Here is a 14,283-nt window from a genome sequence, read left to right on the forward strand (position 1 = left end):
GCGGCACGGCGGCGTCGCGCCGTTTTTGCTCAAGATAAATTTACCATCCGCCGCTATACCGCGGCGATGCCCGATGTCCCCAACAGCCCAGCGAAACGCCTGATCGTGGGCGGGGTGCTGGTCGTCGGCGTTTCGGTCGCGGCGTCGATGCTGTTCACCCACCTGAGTTTCGTGGAGTTTGGCGACCTGAAATATGAAGGCGCGATGTGGGCGGCGGCGATCGTGCCGTTGCTGGTTGCGCCGACCGCCTATGGCTGGGTGGCGCTGCTGAGCTGGCGGTTGCACAAGGCGAACGCTGCGCTCGACACGCTGGCGCGGCGCGACGCGCTGACCGGGCTGCACAACCGCCGCGCTTTTGTCGAGGCGGCACGCGCGCGATTGGCAGCAGGCGCGCGGGTGCTGTTGCTGATCGCCGACATCGACCATTTCAAACGCATCAACGACAGCATGGGGCATGCCGCGGGCGACCTGGCGCTGGTCCATGCCGCCGGAGTGCTGGCAAAGGCGGCGCCCGCGGGCAGCATCGTCGCGCGGATCGGCGGCGAGGAATTCGCGCTGCTGGTCCCCGCGGCCACCGACCCCGCCGCGCTGGTGGAGCGGATCGCCGCCGAACTGGCGCATATGCCGGTGCTCGCGGCCCCGGGGCTGAAACGGATGACGTGCAGTTTCGGGGTCGCCGCGGCGCAGTCCGGCGAAGGGCTGGACAGCCTGTTGTCGCGCGCCGACGCCGCGCTTTATGCGGCGAAGGACGGCGGCCGCGACCGGATGGCGCTGGCGAGCTGATTTGCCGCGGCTAGCGGCTATTCGACATCGTCGGAGGGATCGAGCCGAACGGTCCACATCGGGTGGCGCTGCCCCGTACTGGAGGGCGGCGACAGCGCGATGTCGTGGCTGGGGACCATATCCTCGCCGGTCTCGATCCACCCGCGCCCGTCGCACTTGGGACAGGGGACGCGGATCGAGCGGTGGCTGACCAGGTCGATCTGGCTGTTCCACTGCCCATGGCCGCTGCAGACCGGGCAACGCACGTCGAGATCGCCGGTCCGGTGGCGGACCGAAATGCCGTCGAGCGCGTGCGGATCGTGCGGGCCGGTGCAGTGGACGATCTTCGAGGGGTGCGACATTGTGATACCTTCGTGGGGGCGGCCCTTGTTATCGGTCGGCTGCCAAAGTTCAGGCAAGTTCAGCCCAATGACGATGCGGTAACGGAGACGGAGCGAAAGCCCGAGGCAGTGCTGCCGCAGCGTCCGATACGTTGAAGCAGATGTGCAGATTGTGGGAAAGGGTTTTTGGGGCCGCGGTGCGCGAAATAGGATCGGGCCGTCCCATCCGCCATTGGCCGAAGGTCCGCAGAGCGGTGCGGAGGCGATCGCACCACCGGTCGCGGCGGCTTAACTTTGTCGCCGGGGAGCGGCATGATGCCGCCACCATGTGCAACCACTTTCAGAATCCCCCCTAGGCGCCGCCGACGTGGCGGCAATATGTTGGGATCGATCCGCACGATTATGAGCCGCCCTTTTCTCAGACGCGGATCGATGTGTGGCCGCGCCGGATGGCGATGTCGCCCGCACGGTCGATGGCGTGCGTTGCAGGCGAGATGGGGTGGGCAGTGCGGCTCACGCTGGCCGGGCAAGCGGCCGGAGACGACGGCGACCACATATGTCACCAACGTCGGCAACCTGGCCAGCCCGTTCTGGGCCAATATGCTGAAACGCCCGGCGCAGCGGTGGCTGGTGCCGATCAGCCGCTTTGCCGAACCCAGCCGGGGCCGGACGGCAAGGAGGCAAAAGATGAGCATTGGTTCCGCGTCGCGGACGGCGAGGTCGCGGGGCTGTGGCGCCGAACCGCGGTCGGCGATGCCCATGCATTCCTGACCTGCGCCCCCTACCCGCCGGTCGAGCTGCTGCACCCCAAGGCGATGCCAGCGAACTTGGCCGAGGAGGATTATGCGACATGGCGGGGCGGCGAAGCCGACGCGGCGGGGATGCTGACGATGCCGTTTCCGTCGCAACTGATGGTGGTGGGGTAGCGGCGGGTTACCCGATGATAACCAAGGCCAGCTTATCATGCCGCCCATGCCGAGTGAGATATTGGCCCTGATCGACAAACCGTTGCTGCTGGCACTTGTGCTGGCGGTCGGTGCGGCAATTGGCGTGGGGGCCGAGCGGATCGTCGAGGGGTGGAAGCGCGCCGAGCGGCGTGAGCGGTGGCAGAAGCGCGGCGGCAAGCGGCCATGGAGCGTCGGCAAGGCCAAGGCCGTGCCGGTGGCACCGCCGCCAAAGCCCGCCAGCCCGGTCGCGACCGCCGCCGAACAGCTCCGCGTCGTGATGGAAGCGGCGTTCACCGCTCGGCCCTTGTTCAATCAAGGCGAGCGGCGCTTGCTGACCGTGCTCGACAAGGCGCTGGCCGAGGAAAGCCCGGGCTGGCGCGCGATGGGGCAGGTGTCGCTCGGCGAGATTTTGGCGACCCCCAACGAGGCGGCCTTCTTTGCGGTCAATTCGAAGCGCGTCGATTTGCTGATCGTCGACGCCGACTGCCGCCCGCTTCACGCGGTCGAGATGCAGGGCACGGGGCATCATCTGAGCAACAACACCGCCGCGCGCGACGCGGTGAAACGCGAGGCGCTGCGCCGCGCGGGTATCGGCTATGTCGAGGTGGTCAGCGGCGATACGCCCGCCGAGGTGCGGACGATGGTGCGCAAGCTGGTGGGGCGGGCTCCCGGGGTCGGATAATCTGCCGCTTCAATGCGGCAGCGACGCTTTGTCTGCCACGATGGTCCGCACCTTGGCGGGTTCCAAGCATTGGCTCCTTTGACGACTGGACGACATTCCGCCGCAGGTCTGGTAAAAGCCCCTATCGGGCCGTCGGCATCGGTCGCGCGAAAATCGTGGGGGCAAGGCGAGATGATGGAGTGTTTCGGGGCACTGGTGGGCTGGGATCATCATGATGCGGGTGATCGCATCATGCTCCGGCTCGAAAGCGTGCAGTCTTCGGAAGCGGCAAAGAATCACGACCCCGACTTGTTCCGGTTCCTGATGACCAAGCAGCAGGCGGCGATCCTGGGCAATTATCTGGTTCGCATTTCCGGCCAGTCGCCGGTCGTTCCCAAAAAGCGGGGCTGGTTTCGTCGTCGCTTCAGCTGAGATTTCATTATCGTCACCCCGGGCTTGATCCGGAGTCCACGACTTCAGCGCTTTGCAAGTCTTCGCTCATGCGGCCCCCTGCTTATTTCAGCATCTGCCGATCGGCCCGACGGGTCAACCGGGTAGCGGTAAATGATGGCAGCACAGGGCCGATTTAACCCTGCCGGGGAAATAAGTGTTATCCGCCGAATCGCGCTCAATCGTGTTCGCGCCCGCCGGAACCCAGATAAAGTTCGCGGCCCGATTCTTCATAGACTTCGCTCATCTGCGCCATGCCCTTCTCCGCCTCTTCGACCGCAATGAAACCTTCGGTTTCCTGATTTTGCAAGCGGGCGAACTCCCGCACTTCCTGGCTGATCTTCATCGAGCAGAATTTCGGGCCGCACATGCTGCAGAAATGCGCGGTCTTGGCGCCTTCCGCCGGCAACGTCTGGTCGTGATATTGCTCCGCCGTGTCGGGGTCGAGCGACAGGTTGAACTGGTCGCGCCAGCGGAATTCGAAGCGCGCTTTCGATAGCGCGTCGTCGCGGACCTGCGCAGCGGGGTGGCCCTTGGCGAGGTCGGCGGCGTGGGCGGCCAGTTTGTAGGTGATGACGCCGACCTTCACATCGTCGCGGTCGGGCAGGCCGAGATGCTCCTTGGGCGTGACGTAGCAAAGCATCGCGGTGCCGTACCAGCCGATCTGCGCGGCGCCGATGCCGCTGGTGATATGGTCGTAACCCGGCGCGATGTCGGTGGTGAGCGGCCCGAGCGTGTAGAAGGGCGCCTCGCCGCACGCCTCCAGCTGCTTTTCCATATTCTCCTTGATCTTGTGCATTGGGACGTGGCCCGGACCCTCGATCATCACCTGTACGTCGTGCGCCCAGGCGCGCTTGGTAAGTTCGCCCAGCGTGTAGAGCTCGGCAAACTGCGCCTCATCGTTCGCGTCGTAGATGCTGCCGGGGCGCAGGCCATCGCCCAGCGAATAGGCGACGTCATAGGCCTTCATGATCTCGGTAATCTCGTCGAAGCGTTCGTAGAGGAAGCTTTCCTTGTGATGCGCGAGGCACCATTTCGCCATGATGCTGCCGCCGCGCGACACGATGCCGGTCATGCGCTTTGCGGCGAGGGGGACGTAGGGCAGGCGGACGCCGGCGTGGATGGTGAAATAGTCGACGCCCTGTTCGGCCTGTTCGATCAGCGTGTCGGCGAAGATTTCCCAGGTCAGATCCTCGGCGACGCCGCCGACCTTTTCGAGCGCCTGATAGATGGGGACGGTGCCGATCGGTACCGGTGAGTTGCGGATGATCCATTCGCGCGTGTCGTGGATGTTGCGCCCGGTCGACAAGTCCATGACGGTGTCGGCGCCCCAGCGGATCGACCAGACCATCTTGTCGACCTCGGCCGCGACGTCGCTGGCGACCGCGCTGTTGCCGATATTGGCGTTGATCTTGACGAGGAAGTTGCGGCCGATCGCCATCGGCTCGGATTCGGGGTGGTTGATGTTGTTGGGGATGATCGCGCGGCCGCGCGCCACCTCGTCGCGGACGAATTCCGGGGTGACATAATCGGGGATGCTGGCGCCGAAGCTTTCGCCGTCGCGCTTATATTCGGCGAGGCGCGCGCGGCCTAGATTTTCGCGCTCGGCGACATATTCCATCTCGGGCGTGATAATGCCGCGGCGGGCATAGTGCATCTGGCTGACGTTCTGCCCGGGCTTGGCGCGGAGCACCTGGCGGCGGACGTTGGGGAAGGCGGGGACGCCGCCCGAGCGATCCGGGCCGAGCTGGCCGTTATCCTCGGGCTTCACCTCGCGCTGGGCGACTTCCTCGACATCGCCGCGGCCGCGGATCCACTCAGCGCGGATCTCGGGGAGGCCGGCGTTGATGTCGATGGTGGCATTGGCGTCGGTGTAGGGGCCGCTGGTGTCATAGACGCGGACGGGGGGCTCGCCCGACGAGGGCTCGAGCATGATCTCGCGCATCGCGACGCGGATGCCGCTGCCGGTCTGGGTCGCGACATGGATCTTGCGGCTGCCGCGGATCGGGCCGGTAGTGACACCGATGGGCTGGGCTTGCGCTTTGTCGAGGCGGGAATCGATGTCGGCCATATGTTGTCGCTCCAAAATGTCGGAGCGAAAGACGGTTTTCCGGTGCGGAACGCCGACCCTCCCTCCGCCGGTATTATCCGGATCAGGTTCAACGGGTCGCGGTCTATTCCGCTCTCAACCTGCGTTTGCGCGGCAGGCTCCCCGGGGATGGCAGAGGTGTAGCGGGCCGTAGCGTCGCTGTCCATCGTAAGCGCCGCGGCCTGGCGGCGCTGGCGCGGTGTACCGGTGTGATCATGGACATTATTTCTGTGCGGATCAGCGATTAGGATCGCCTTTTCAGTCAGATGCGAAAGCCAAGCATCATGCGATCCGTGAACTGGCGAGCCGGGTGGGGCAATCGCTCGCAGTCGTGCTGGCCTGCTGGCTGTGGCCGTCAGCAGCGCAGGCGCAGAAATATGTCTGCAACGGTCCCGGGCCGCGAGCAGCTGCTGGGAATGTCGCCGGGCGGTCCGGGCGAGGCGCCCATGCCCGTCGGTGTGCGCGACGACGGAGGCGCCGCTCGCTAGTCGAGAAAGGGTCCGCGCGCACGGCGGCGGGCGGTGCTGGCGGAAACGCCGGCGAGGGTGCGGAAGTCGCGCGCCATATGCGCCTGGTCGGCAAAGCCGCGATCGGCGGCGTGGTCCGCAAGGGTGGATTCGCCGGGCAGCGTTGCGAACGCGCCCTGAAAACGCAGCAGGCGGAGGTACTGGCGCGGCGCCATGCCGACGTGGCTGGCGAACCAGCGTTGCTGCGCGCGCGGGTTCATCCCGGTCGCCTCGCCCATCGCGGCGACGCTGGTGGCAGCGACGATCGCGCGGCCGATGGCGGCGAGTTCGGGCGTGGCCGCCAGCCGTGTTTGGATGCCGGCAAAATCGGGGGATGGGATCGCCTGCCAGCGTCCGTGGAGCGCGGCGAGCGGGATGTCGCCGATCAGCTTCCACGCCCATGGCCACAGCCGTAGCGCCTCGAATGCGGCGTCGCCGCTAATTTCGAACGGCTGCGGGCGGTCGACGAGCCCGACGACGAAGCTGGCGGACTGTGCGCAGCCCCAGCGCGAGCGGCCGCGGGTGCGGCGGATGACTTCGATGCAACCATCGGGGGTTGCCTGTTGCGGCAGCCATTCGTCGGCTGCGCCGTCCGCTGCGAGCGTCCAGCGCGCTTTGACAAGCCCGGCGAGCGGCGGTGGCAGTGGGGTCTCGCGATAATCCATTGCGGCGGTTAGACGATGATTGTCGTGTCGGTTCAAGCCAGCATGCCGCGATGCTGGCAGGCGGGGGCGACAGGAGGCAGTTATGAAAATAATTTTGGCGATGACGGCTGCGGCGGTGCTGGCGGCGGCGAGTCCGGCGGCGACCGTCGACGATCTGGCTTGGCTCGCGGGGCAATGGAGCCGCGAGGAGGTTGAGCGCTGGACCGAGGAAAGCTGGACCCTGCCGCGCGGCGGGGTGATGTTGGGGCATAGCCGGTCGGGGCGCGGCGACAGCTTGCGCGAGTTCGAGTTTCTGCGGATCGCGGCGGGTGCCGATGGCGTCCCGGCCTATATCGCGCAACCCGGCGGGGGCGCAGCGGTAGCGTTCCGGCTGGTGCAGCGCGGTGGTACGAGCGCGACGTTCGAAAACGCCGCGCATGATTACCCGCAGCGCATCATTTATGTCCGCGACGGCGACGCGATGACCGCGACGGTGTCGCTGATCGACGGGTCAAAGCCGATGCGCTGGACCTTTCACCGCCGCTGATGGCCGTCATCAACGAACGCGACGCGCCGACTTTCCAAGATGGAAAATTATCACTTGCCAAAGTGGAAAGCGCGACCTATGACTTTCCATATTGGAAAGCATGGAGACAAGTGATGGACCCGATCGAAGCCCAGGCGGCGCTCGACAGCATGGCCGCGGCTCAGCGTGAATTCGCGGCGAGCGGCCCGAAATATCCACTGTGGCGGCATGTCGCCTTTGCCGCCGTAATCGGCGCTATCGTGCTCAGCCAGGGGTTCGGGCCGCCGCTTCAGATCCTGTTGTTCGTTCTTGCCATGGCGGCGGTTGCCTGGCTCGTTGTCGACGACCGACAGCGTTACGGGGTGTTCGTCAGCGGGTATCGCAAGGGGCGGACGCTGGGCGTGACATTGGCGTTGGTGGCGCTCGTGCTTGGAGCCATGAGCGCCGAAATCCATGCGCGGGTCAACGACCTATCGCTTGCGGTGAAATGGGGGATTGCGGCTGGCGCCTTTGTTGTCGCGCTTGCCGCCAGCCTGCTCTGGACGCGCATCTATGACCGCGAATTGCAGGACGGGGCGGCGTGACGATGGACGGCATCGACATGCTGCTCCATGCGCCGGCGCGGCTCCAGATCGCGGCTCTGCTCGCCAAGGTGACCGAGATGGAATTCGCCAAGCTGCGCGAGCTGTTAAAGGTCAGCGACTCGGTGCTGTCAAAGCATCTCTCGGCGCTGTCCGACGCCGGTTATGTTGCGCTGCGCAAGGCCGCCGAAGGCGGGCGGCAGCGCACCTGGGCGTCGTTGACGCGGGCCGGGATCCGCGCGCTTGATCGCCATGTTGCGGCGCTGCGCGCAATTGTTGCCCATCTGCCCGCTGCGGCCGAATAGGCGCGCTGACCCAGGTCAGCCCGTCCGGCGCGCCAGCCACACCCCTGCGACCATCAGCGCTATACCCGCGAACCGCCTGGCATCGACCGGAAAACGCAGCGATCCGAACAGCGCGAAATGGTCGATCACCGCGGCGCTGATCAGCTGGCCGACGAGGACGAAAAAGATCGCATTACCGACCCCGAATTTGGGCGCGATGAAGGTCACCGCGATAACGTAGAAGGCGACGAACAGCCCGCCAAAGTAGAATTGGACGGGGATGTCGGCGGTGAAACGGATCTGGCCGAGCGACCCGGTGATCAGCGCGCCGCCGGCGGCGATGAGGAAGGCGAGCCCAAACAGGATCATCGAGGCCGCCATCGGGCTGCCGAGGCGCGCACCGAGACCGCCGTTGAGCGCCGCGAGAATCGGGATGCCGACCCCGGTCAGCAGCATGATCGCGGCAAAGGCGGGGGCGTTGTTGGCGGTCATCGGGGCGGCTCTTTCGCGGATTGCGCGGCACGATAGTCGAGCACGGGCAGCCCGCCGATGCCCCAATTGCCCAGATCGACCTCGTCGATCGTCACCACCGTGGTCGCGGGATTCTTGCCGAGAATGCGCTGAAGCAATTCGGTAACGCCGCCGATCAGCTCGGCCTTTTGCTCGGGCGTCGCGCCTTCGCGGGTAATCTTGATGTTCACATAGGGCATCGGTCGGCTCCTCAGTTGGCGGTCTGCGCGGGCCAGCCCGGCATCGCGGGAAAGCCCGGCAGCGCGGCGATCCGGTCCGTCCATTCGCCGATTGCCGGCCAGCGGGCAAGGTCGATGTCCGCCTCGCCCGCGAGCGCCAGATAGGGGCTTGCGGCGAGGTCGGCGATGGTCAGCCGGTCGCCGACGAGCCAGCGATGCTGCGCCAGATGCGCCTCGATCACCGGCAGGAAGCGCGCGGCGACGGCCTGCGCCTGATCCTGGGCGATCGTCGCGCCAAACTGGCGCGCGAGGCGGAGCGCGGCGGGGCCGTTCGCGATTTCGTTGGCGGCGTGCGACAGCCAGAGCGCGATCTCACCGCGTTCCTCGGGGGTGCGGCCGCCCCAGTCGCCGGGGCGGTGGCGCGCGGCGAGATAGGTCAGGATCGCCTGACTGTCGCGCAGCGTGAGGTCGCCTTCGACATAGACGGGGATCTGGCGCATCGGGGTAAGCGCAGCGAAAGCGTCGGATTGGCGCGCGGCTGCGTCGGTCGGCCGTTCGTCCCAGGACAGGTCGAGGAAGGCGAGCGCCATGCGGACCTTGTGGGCGTTACCCGACAGCGGGGTGGCGAAGAGTTGAATCATCGTCAGTCTCCGGAAAGCTGGGCATGGAGCACGGCGTTTTCGGCGCGCAGCTGGTTGAGCTCGGCCGCCATCGGCTGGATCGCGGCGGAAATTTCGGCCTCGGTAAAGCGCGGCGTGATGTGCTGCGAACAATTCCATTCCCAGCCGATCACGTCGATCAGGAAGGCGCGTTCGGGGACCGCGCGATACCCTTCGGGCATTAGCGACGTCACCAGCGCGGGATCGTCGGCGAGCTCGATGCTGCGGGCGTGGCCGACAAGCTTCAGTCGGTCCTTGTTCGGATAGTCCATCAGGAACAGCGAGACGCGGTCGTTGCCCGCGAGGTTCGCGGTGCTGATATATTGCTTGTTGCCGCGAAAGTCGGCGAAGCCGATGCGGTTGCCCTCGATATGAAGCAGGAAGCCCGCGGGGCCGCCGCGGTGCTGCATATAGGGCCAGCCGTCGCCGTTGACGCTCGCCATGTAAAAGCTGTCGCGGAGCGCGATAAAGGCGAGCTCCTTGGCGGTCAGGTAGTCGGGGGTGCCGTCGGCGCCGGCGTCGAGTTTGAGATAGGAAGCACGCGACCCGTGCTGTTCCTGAAGCGCTTTGACCGCGTCGTCGAAAAGTGTGTGGCGATAATGTTGTGCCATCGTTCGGGACCCCTTTGCGATAGGAAGCGAGCGAAGACCGGGAGGAGGGACAGGCCTTCGTTCGCCCGACAGGATGTAGATAGTTGCTGAGTTTGTGATAATGAGAGAAGATCGAACAAGTTAATTCCTACAAACGGAATAATCATGGATCGCTTGCTCACCCTGGAAATGTTCGTCGCGGTCGCGAGCGAGGGCGGCTTCGCCGCGGCGGCGCGCAAGCTGGGTAGCTCGCCGCCCGCGGTAACGCGCGGGATCGCGGCGCTTGAGGCGCGGCTGGGGACGAGTCTGTTCCACCGTTCGACGCGCGCGGTCTCGCTCACCGATGCGGGGGCGGCGTTTCTGGAACAGGCGCGGCGCATCCTGGCCGACCTTGCGGGCGCCGAACGCGAGCTGCGCGGCGCCGAGGCCGAACCGCGCGGCCAGTTGCATCTGACCGCGCCCGTGATGTTCGGGCGGCTGCATGTGCTGCCGGTCGTCGGCGAGCTGATGGCGCAGTACCGCGAGCTGAGCATGCGGATGATGCTGATCGACCGCAACGTCCGGATCGTCGAGGAAGGGATCGACGTCGCGGTGCGGATCGGCCCGCTGGCCGATTCAAGTCTCAAGGCGGTCCGGATCGGCCGGGTGCGCCAAATGCTGGTCGCGAGCCCTGCCTATCTGTCACGGCGCGGTGCGCCGGCGAGCGCAGGCGACCTGGCGGGGCATGATCTGATTGCTGCGATGGGACCGCGCGCGGCGAGCGAATGGCAGTTCGCGTCGGGCCGCTGGCGGATCGAGCCGCGGCCGCGGCTGGTGCTCAACACGGTGGACGGCATTTTGGCGGCGGCCGAGGCGGGACTGGGGATCGCCAATCTGCTGAGTTATCAGGTCGTCGAAGCGGTCGATGCGGGGCGGCTGATTTCCCTGCTCGCCGACGACCAGCCGCCCGCGCTGCCGGTGCATCTTCTGTTCGAACCGGCGCGCGCGGGGTTGCCCGCGGTGCGGATGTTTGTCGAGGCGATGAAGCAGCGCGCGCGGCTGGCCGGGCTGGGATGACGAAAATATAAAGGGGTGACGGTCAGGTTAGATGCGCCGCCGACCGCACCCGCTCAAAACTGGTACGCCAGCCCGCCGCCGAGCAGCCATTGGTCGGCACTGCCTACTTGTGACACAAGCGGTGAATCAGCGAAGCGCGGCAGGAGGCGACCATATTGGGCGCCGCCGATCAGCACAAAGCCTTTGCGAAGATCGCCCGACAGGCCGTATGCGCCCGCGACGCCAATCGAATATTTACCCGCGCCCGCCTTTGTGCCTGCGCCGGTGTAGACCGGCAGGCCGCTTGCGGCGCTGCCAACGGGGTCGATGTCGTAATAATAGCGGCCAAAGCCTTTGCCATAGAAATTGACCGACGCCGATACGCCGATGAAGGCACGTTTCGAGAGCGGGCTGCCGTAATCGATCGTCGGCGACGCCGCCCAGCTGCCGTGGCCTCCCGACACGTCTTTTAGCGCTACGACGCGAAAGCCGATCTGATCATACTCACTGGTGAACACGCCGCTGTGGGTGACGCCGGCGAAAATTCCCGCTTCGACTGCCAGCTTACGTTTTCCGAGTGCCTCGACTTGCGGATCCTTGACGCTGCCGGTGCGGTCGGCGCGCAGGCTGATGATCGGGCCGAACTTGAAATCGGTTTTCTGGCCGCGGCGTTGCCGAATGAGATCGACCTGAAGATTGGTGCCGCGGGTCGAGAAAGAATAGCCGTCGTACCGGCCGCGAACATAAAAACCAGGCAGTAGTCGGCGCTCGTCCGAGCCGCTGTAATCGGGCGCGGTCAAAATCCCACCCGCCACCGAAATATAGTTGCGCGACCATTTGCGATCGCTGTCGCTATCGTCATCGCGCGCTGCAGGGAGAATGATATCATCATCGATATCGCCGGGTCCCTGGATATAGCCGGCCGTCTGGTCGTCACTTGGCGGCGGTGCGATTTGCCCCTGTTCGATCGGTACTGCGCGCGCCGTCGTCTCTTCGCCGGCTGCGGGCCGAACCGCAAAACCGACCATGATGAGCATGGCGACGCATGCGATTGGCCGCATCGGGCGAACAGAGCGGAGGAGCGGGGTCAAAGCGCGCATAATCGTCCTATATCTTGCCCCTCTTGCCGAGGCTGTAAGCGAAGGTCCAGATATTGCAAAGGCTTCGTCTTGCCCAAAGCTGGTTTTGGCCGCATCGTGCTTTTCATGCATCACCGCCACCTTGCCGCTTGCCTATCGCGCAGCTTTGCCGTTGGTTCCTGGCATAGCGTTATCCTGTTTGTCCAACCCATGCTGTCGCCGGCATGAACCGCATGCCGCGCTTGATCGGCTATGCGCTGATGGCGATTGCGGCGGCGCTCGCGCTGGCGCAGCGGCGCGGCGCGATCGACAGCGTCGGGCCGGTTCCAGTCGCTGCGCTCGCGCTGCTCGTCGGGATGATCGGGGTGATGCTAGTGTTCACCGACCTTATGGTGCGCGGGCTCTATGCGCAGATCGGCGCCGCAAAACGCGACGAAGGCGACGAGGGCTAGCCCCTTTTCGTTCGACAGTATCGGTGGTTACCATTATGACCGTGCGATGACCGATCGTCCGTCAACGCCGCTGCTCGACACGGTGGATGTCCCCGCCGACCTCCGCAAGCTGAAGCCCGAAGACCTCCGCCAGTTCGCCGACGAGCTGCGCGCCGAGATGATTTCGGCGGTCGGCACCACCGGCGGCCACTTGGGGTCCGGGCTGGGCGTTGTCGAGCTGACCACCGCGCTCCACTATGTGTTCGACACCCCGCGCGACAAAATCGTGTGGGACGTCGGGCATCAATGTTATCCGCACAAGATCGTCACCGGGCGTCGCGACCGCATCCGGACGCTGCGCACCGGCGGCGGCCTGTCGGGCTTCACCAAGCGCAGCGAAAGCGAGTATGATCCGTTCGGCGCCGCGCACAGCTCGACCTCGATCAGCGCGGCGCTGGGCTTTGCCATCGCCAACAAGCTGAAGGATCAGCCCGGCCGCGCGATCGCGGTGATCGGCGACGGGTCGATGTCGGCGGGCATGGCCTATGAGGCGATGAACAACGCCGGCGCGCGGGATGCCGGCTGATCGTCATCCTCAACGACAACGACATGTCGATCGCGCCGCCGGTTGGCGGGCTGTCGGCGTATCTTGCCAAGCTGGTGTCGTCGCGGCCGTTCCTCGAACTGCGCGAAATCGCCCGGCGTTTTGCGCGCAAATTGCCCGAGCCGCTCCATAAGGCAGCGAAAAAGATGGACGAATATGCGCGCGGCATGGCGATGGGCGGGACGCTGTTCGAAGAACTCGGCTTTTATTATGTCGGGCCGATCGACGGGCATAATCTCGACCATCTGATCCCGATCCTCGAGAATGTCCGCGACAGCGACCATGGCCCGGTGTTGATCCACGCGGTGACGATGAAGGGCAAGGGCTACGCCCCCGCCGAGGCCGCCGCCGACAAATATCACGGCGTCCAGAAATTCGACGTCATTACCGGCGAGCAGGCGAAAGCGCCGCCGGGACCGCCGCAGTATCAGAATGTGTTCGGCGAGACGCTGGCGAAGCTCGCCGATACCGATCCGCTCATTGTCGCGATTACCGCGGCGATGCCGTCGGGGACCGGGGTCGACAAATTCGCGAAAGCGCATCCGACGCGCAGCTTTGACGTCGGCATCGCCGAACAGCATGCGGTGACCTTTGCAGCGGGGCTCGCGGCGCAGGGGATGCGGCCGTTCTGCGCAATCTATTCGACCTTCCTGCAGCGCGCTTACGACCAGGTCGTCCATGATGTGGCGATCCAGAATCTGCCGGTGCGCTTCGCAATCGACCGTGCGGGGCTGGTGGGCGCCGACGGCTCGACGCATGCGGGCTCGTTCGACGTCACTTATCTGGCGACGCTGCCCAACATGGTGGTGATGGCGGCGGCCGACGAGGCCGAGCTGGTCCATATGACCTATACCGCCGCCGAATATGACGCGGGGCCGATCGCCTTCCGCTATCCGCGCGGCAACGGCACTGGGGTGGCGCTGCCCGAGGTTCCGGTGAAGCTGGAGATCGGCAAGGGGCGCGTCGTGCGCAGCGGCAAGACGGTCGCGATTTTCTCGCTCGGGACGCGGCTTGCCGAGGCGCTGAAAGCTGCCGACACGCTGGAGGCGCGGGGGCTGTCGACGAGTGTCATCGACCTGCGCTTCGCCAAGCCGCTCGACGAAGAGCTGATCCGCAAGACACTCGCGAACCACGAAGTGTGCGTGACGGTCGAGGAAGGCAGCGTCGGCGGGCTCGGCGCGCATGTGCTGACGCTCGCCAGCGACGAAGGGCTGATCGACGCCGGGCTGAAGCTGCGCACGCTCCGCCTGCCCGATGTGTTCCAGGATCAGGACAAGCCCGAACTGCAATATGACGCCGCGGGACTGAACGCGCCGCAGATCGTCGATTGCGTGCTCAAAGCGCTGCGCCACAACAGCGCGGGGGTCGAGGAAGCGGGCGCGCGGGCTTAGTCGGGATCGCAGGC

The 14,283-nt window shown here is 65.7% G+C and carries 17 protein-coding genes, 1 pseudogene and 1 riboswitch; of the genes and pseudogenes, 10 read left to right on the forward strand and 8 right to left on the reverse strand.

All coding sequences use genetic code 11. The annotated features are described in order from the left end of the window. Positions 1–66: 66 nt before the first annotated feature. Entirely contained in the window at positions 67–783 is a 717-nt protein-coding gene (locus IPF76_RS06095; RefSeq protein ID WP_293840966.1) for a GGDEF domain-containing protein, read from the forward strand. Positions 784–800: 17 nt separating this feature from the next. Here the strand turns inward: IPF76_RS06095 and IPF76_RS06100 are convergent, their stop codons facing one another. Then, complete coding sequence (locus tag IPF76_RS06100) at positions 801–1,124, reverse strand: hypothetical protein (protein ID WP_293840968.1); 324 nt, start codon at positions 1,122–1,124, stop codon at positions 801–803. 428 nt (positions 1,125–1,552) lie between these two features. On the opposite strand from IPF76_RS06100, the gene IPF76_RS06105 reads away from it, so the two are divergent. From IPF76_RS06105 to IPF76_RS06115, 3 genes are all read left to right on the forward strand, one after another. Then, the gene (locus tag IPF76_RS06105; RefSeq protein ID WP_293840971.1) at positions 1,553–2,029 is read left to right on the forward strand and encodes a hypothetical protein; all 477 of its coding nucleotides are present in this window, start codon (positions 1,553–1,555) and stop codon (positions 2,027–2,029) included. Between the two features lie 37 nt (positions 2,030–2,066). Further along, positions 2,067–2,732, forward strand: a complete 666-nt coding sequence (locus tag IPF76_RS06110) for a DUF2726 domain-containing protein (RefSeq protein ID WP_293840973.1) — start codon at positions 2,067–2,069, stop codon at positions 2,730–2,732. A gap of 171 nt (positions 2,733–2,903) precedes the next feature. Beyond that, the gene (locus tag IPF76_RS06115) at positions 2,904–3,143 is read left to right on the forward strand and encodes a hypothetical protein (RefSeq protein WP_293840976.1); all 240 of its coding nucleotides are present in this window, start codon (positions 2,904–2,906) and stop codon (positions 3,141–3,143) included. Between the two features lie 196 nt (positions 3,144–3,339). Here IPF76_RS06115 and thiC read toward each other — a convergent pair whose 3' ends face one another. Together thiC and IPF76_RS06125 are read right to left on the reverse strand one after the other, a co-directional pair. Next, positions 3,340–5,232: a phosphomethylpyrimidine synthase ThiC gene (gene thiC / locus IPF76_RS06120; RefSeq protein ID WP_293840979.1), complete on the reverse strand. Its 1,893-nt coding sequence runs from the start codon at positions 5,230–5,232 to the stop codon at positions 3,340–3,342. Between the two features lie 42 nt (positions 5,233–5,274). Continuing rightward, positions 5,275–5,386: riboswitch (TPP riboswitch) on the reverse strand. 348 nt (positions 5,387–5,734) lie between these two features. Then, the gene (locus tag IPF76_RS06125) at positions 5,735–6,421 is read right to left on the reverse strand and encodes a helix-turn-helix domain-containing protein (protein ID WP_293840982.1); all 687 of its coding nucleotides are present in this window, start codon (positions 6,419–6,421) and stop codon (positions 5,735–5,737) included. 82 nt (positions 6,422–6,503) lie between these two features. Between IPF76_RS06125 and IPF76_RS06130 the strand changes: the two genes are divergently transcribed. The 3 genes from IPF76_RS06130 to IPF76_RS06140 all read left to right on the forward strand — a co-directional run bounded on the left by IPF76_RS06130 (position 6,504) and on the right by IPF76_RS06140 (position 7,812). Continuing rightward, positions 6,504–6,947 carry a DUF6265 family protein gene (locus tag IPF76_RS06130; protein ID WP_293840985.1) on the forward strand — a complete coding sequence of 148 codons (444 nt, stop codon included), beginning with the start codon at positions 6,504–6,506 and terminating at the stop codon, positions 6,945–6,947. Between the two features lie 113 nt (positions 6,948–7,060). Continuing rightward, positions 7,061–7,510, forward strand: a complete 450-nt coding sequence (locus IPF76_RS06135; protein WP_293840988.1) for a hypothetical protein — start codon at positions 7,061–7,063, stop codon at positions 7,508–7,510. Between the two features lie 2 nt (positions 7,511–7,512). Then, positions 7,513–7,812, forward strand: coding sequence for a transcriptional regulator (locus IPF76_RS06140; RefSeq protein ID WP_293841968.1), 300 nt, complete (start codon positions 7,513–7,515; stop codon positions 7,810–7,812). A 15-nt stretch (positions 7,813–7,827) separates the two neighbouring features. Here IPF76_RS06140 and IPF76_RS06145 read toward each other — a convergent pair whose 3' ends face one another. The 4 genes from IPF76_RS06145 to IPF76_RS06160 are packed head-to-tail and all read right to left on the reverse strand — an operon-like array spanning position 7,828 to position 9,750. Next, on the reverse strand, positions 7,828–8,283 hold the full coding sequence (locus IPF76_RS06145) for a DMT family transporter (RefSeq protein ID WP_293840990.1): 456 nt from the start codon (positions 8,281–8,283) through the stop codon (positions 7,828–7,830). Next, the gene (locus IPF76_RS06150; RefSeq protein ID WP_293840992.1) at positions 8,280–8,501 is read right to left on the reverse strand and encodes a 4-oxalocrotonate tautomerase family protein; all 222 of its coding nucleotides are present in this window, start codon (positions 8,499–8,501) and stop codon (positions 8,280–8,282) included. The genes IPF76_RS06145 and IPF76_RS06150 overlap by 4 nt, the downstream gene beginning before the upstream one ends. Before the next feature lie 11 nt (positions 8,502–8,512). Then, positions 8,513–9,121, reverse strand: a complete 609-nt coding sequence (locus tag IPF76_RS06155; protein ID WP_293840994.1) for a glutathione S-transferase N-terminal domain-containing protein — start codon at positions 9,119–9,121, stop codon at positions 8,513–8,515. Positions 9,122–9,123: 2 nt separating this feature from the next. After that, positions 9,124–9,750, reverse strand: coding sequence for a pyridoxamine 5'-phosphate oxidase family protein (locus IPF76_RS06160; protein ID WP_293840996.1), 627 nt, complete (start codon positions 9,748–9,750; stop codon positions 9,124–9,126). A 144-nt stretch (positions 9,751–9,894) separates the two neighbouring features. Between IPF76_RS06160 and IPF76_RS06165 the strand changes: the two genes are divergently transcribed. Then, a complete protein-coding gene (locus IPF76_RS06165) occupies positions 9,895–10,785 on the forward strand; it encodes a LysR family transcriptional regulator (RefSeq protein ID WP_293840998.1) in 891 nt (296 codons plus the stop codon). A gap of 53 nt (positions 10,786–10,838) precedes the next feature. On the opposite strand, the gene IPF76_RS06170 is transcribed toward IPF76_RS06165, so the two are convergent. Further along, positions 10,839–11,801, reverse strand: a complete 963-nt coding sequence (locus IPF76_RS06170; RefSeq protein ID WP_293841000.1) for a MipA/OmpV family protein — start codon at positions 11,799–11,801, stop codon at positions 10,839–10,841. Between the two features lie 275 nt (positions 11,802–12,076). Between IPF76_RS06170 and IPF76_RS06175 the strand changes: the two genes are divergently transcribed. Both IPF76_RS06175 and dxs read left to right on the forward strand, forming a co-directional pair. Next, positions 12,077–12,295, forward strand: a complete 219-nt coding sequence (locus IPF76_RS06175; protein ID WP_293841002.1) for a hypothetical protein — start codon at positions 12,077–12,079, stop codon at positions 12,293–12,295. Between the two features lie 46 nt (positions 12,296–12,341). Next, positions 12,342–14,269, forward strand: a pseudogene (gene dxs, locus IPF76_RS06180) (1-deoxy-D-xylulose-5-phosphate synthase). Positions 14,270–14,283: the final 14 nt, after the last annotated feature.

The organism is Sphingopyxis sp. (assembly GCF_016704835.1).
Classification (GTDB): Bacteria; Pseudomonadota; Alphaproteobacteria; order Sphingomonadales; family Sphingomonadaceae; genus Sphingopyxis.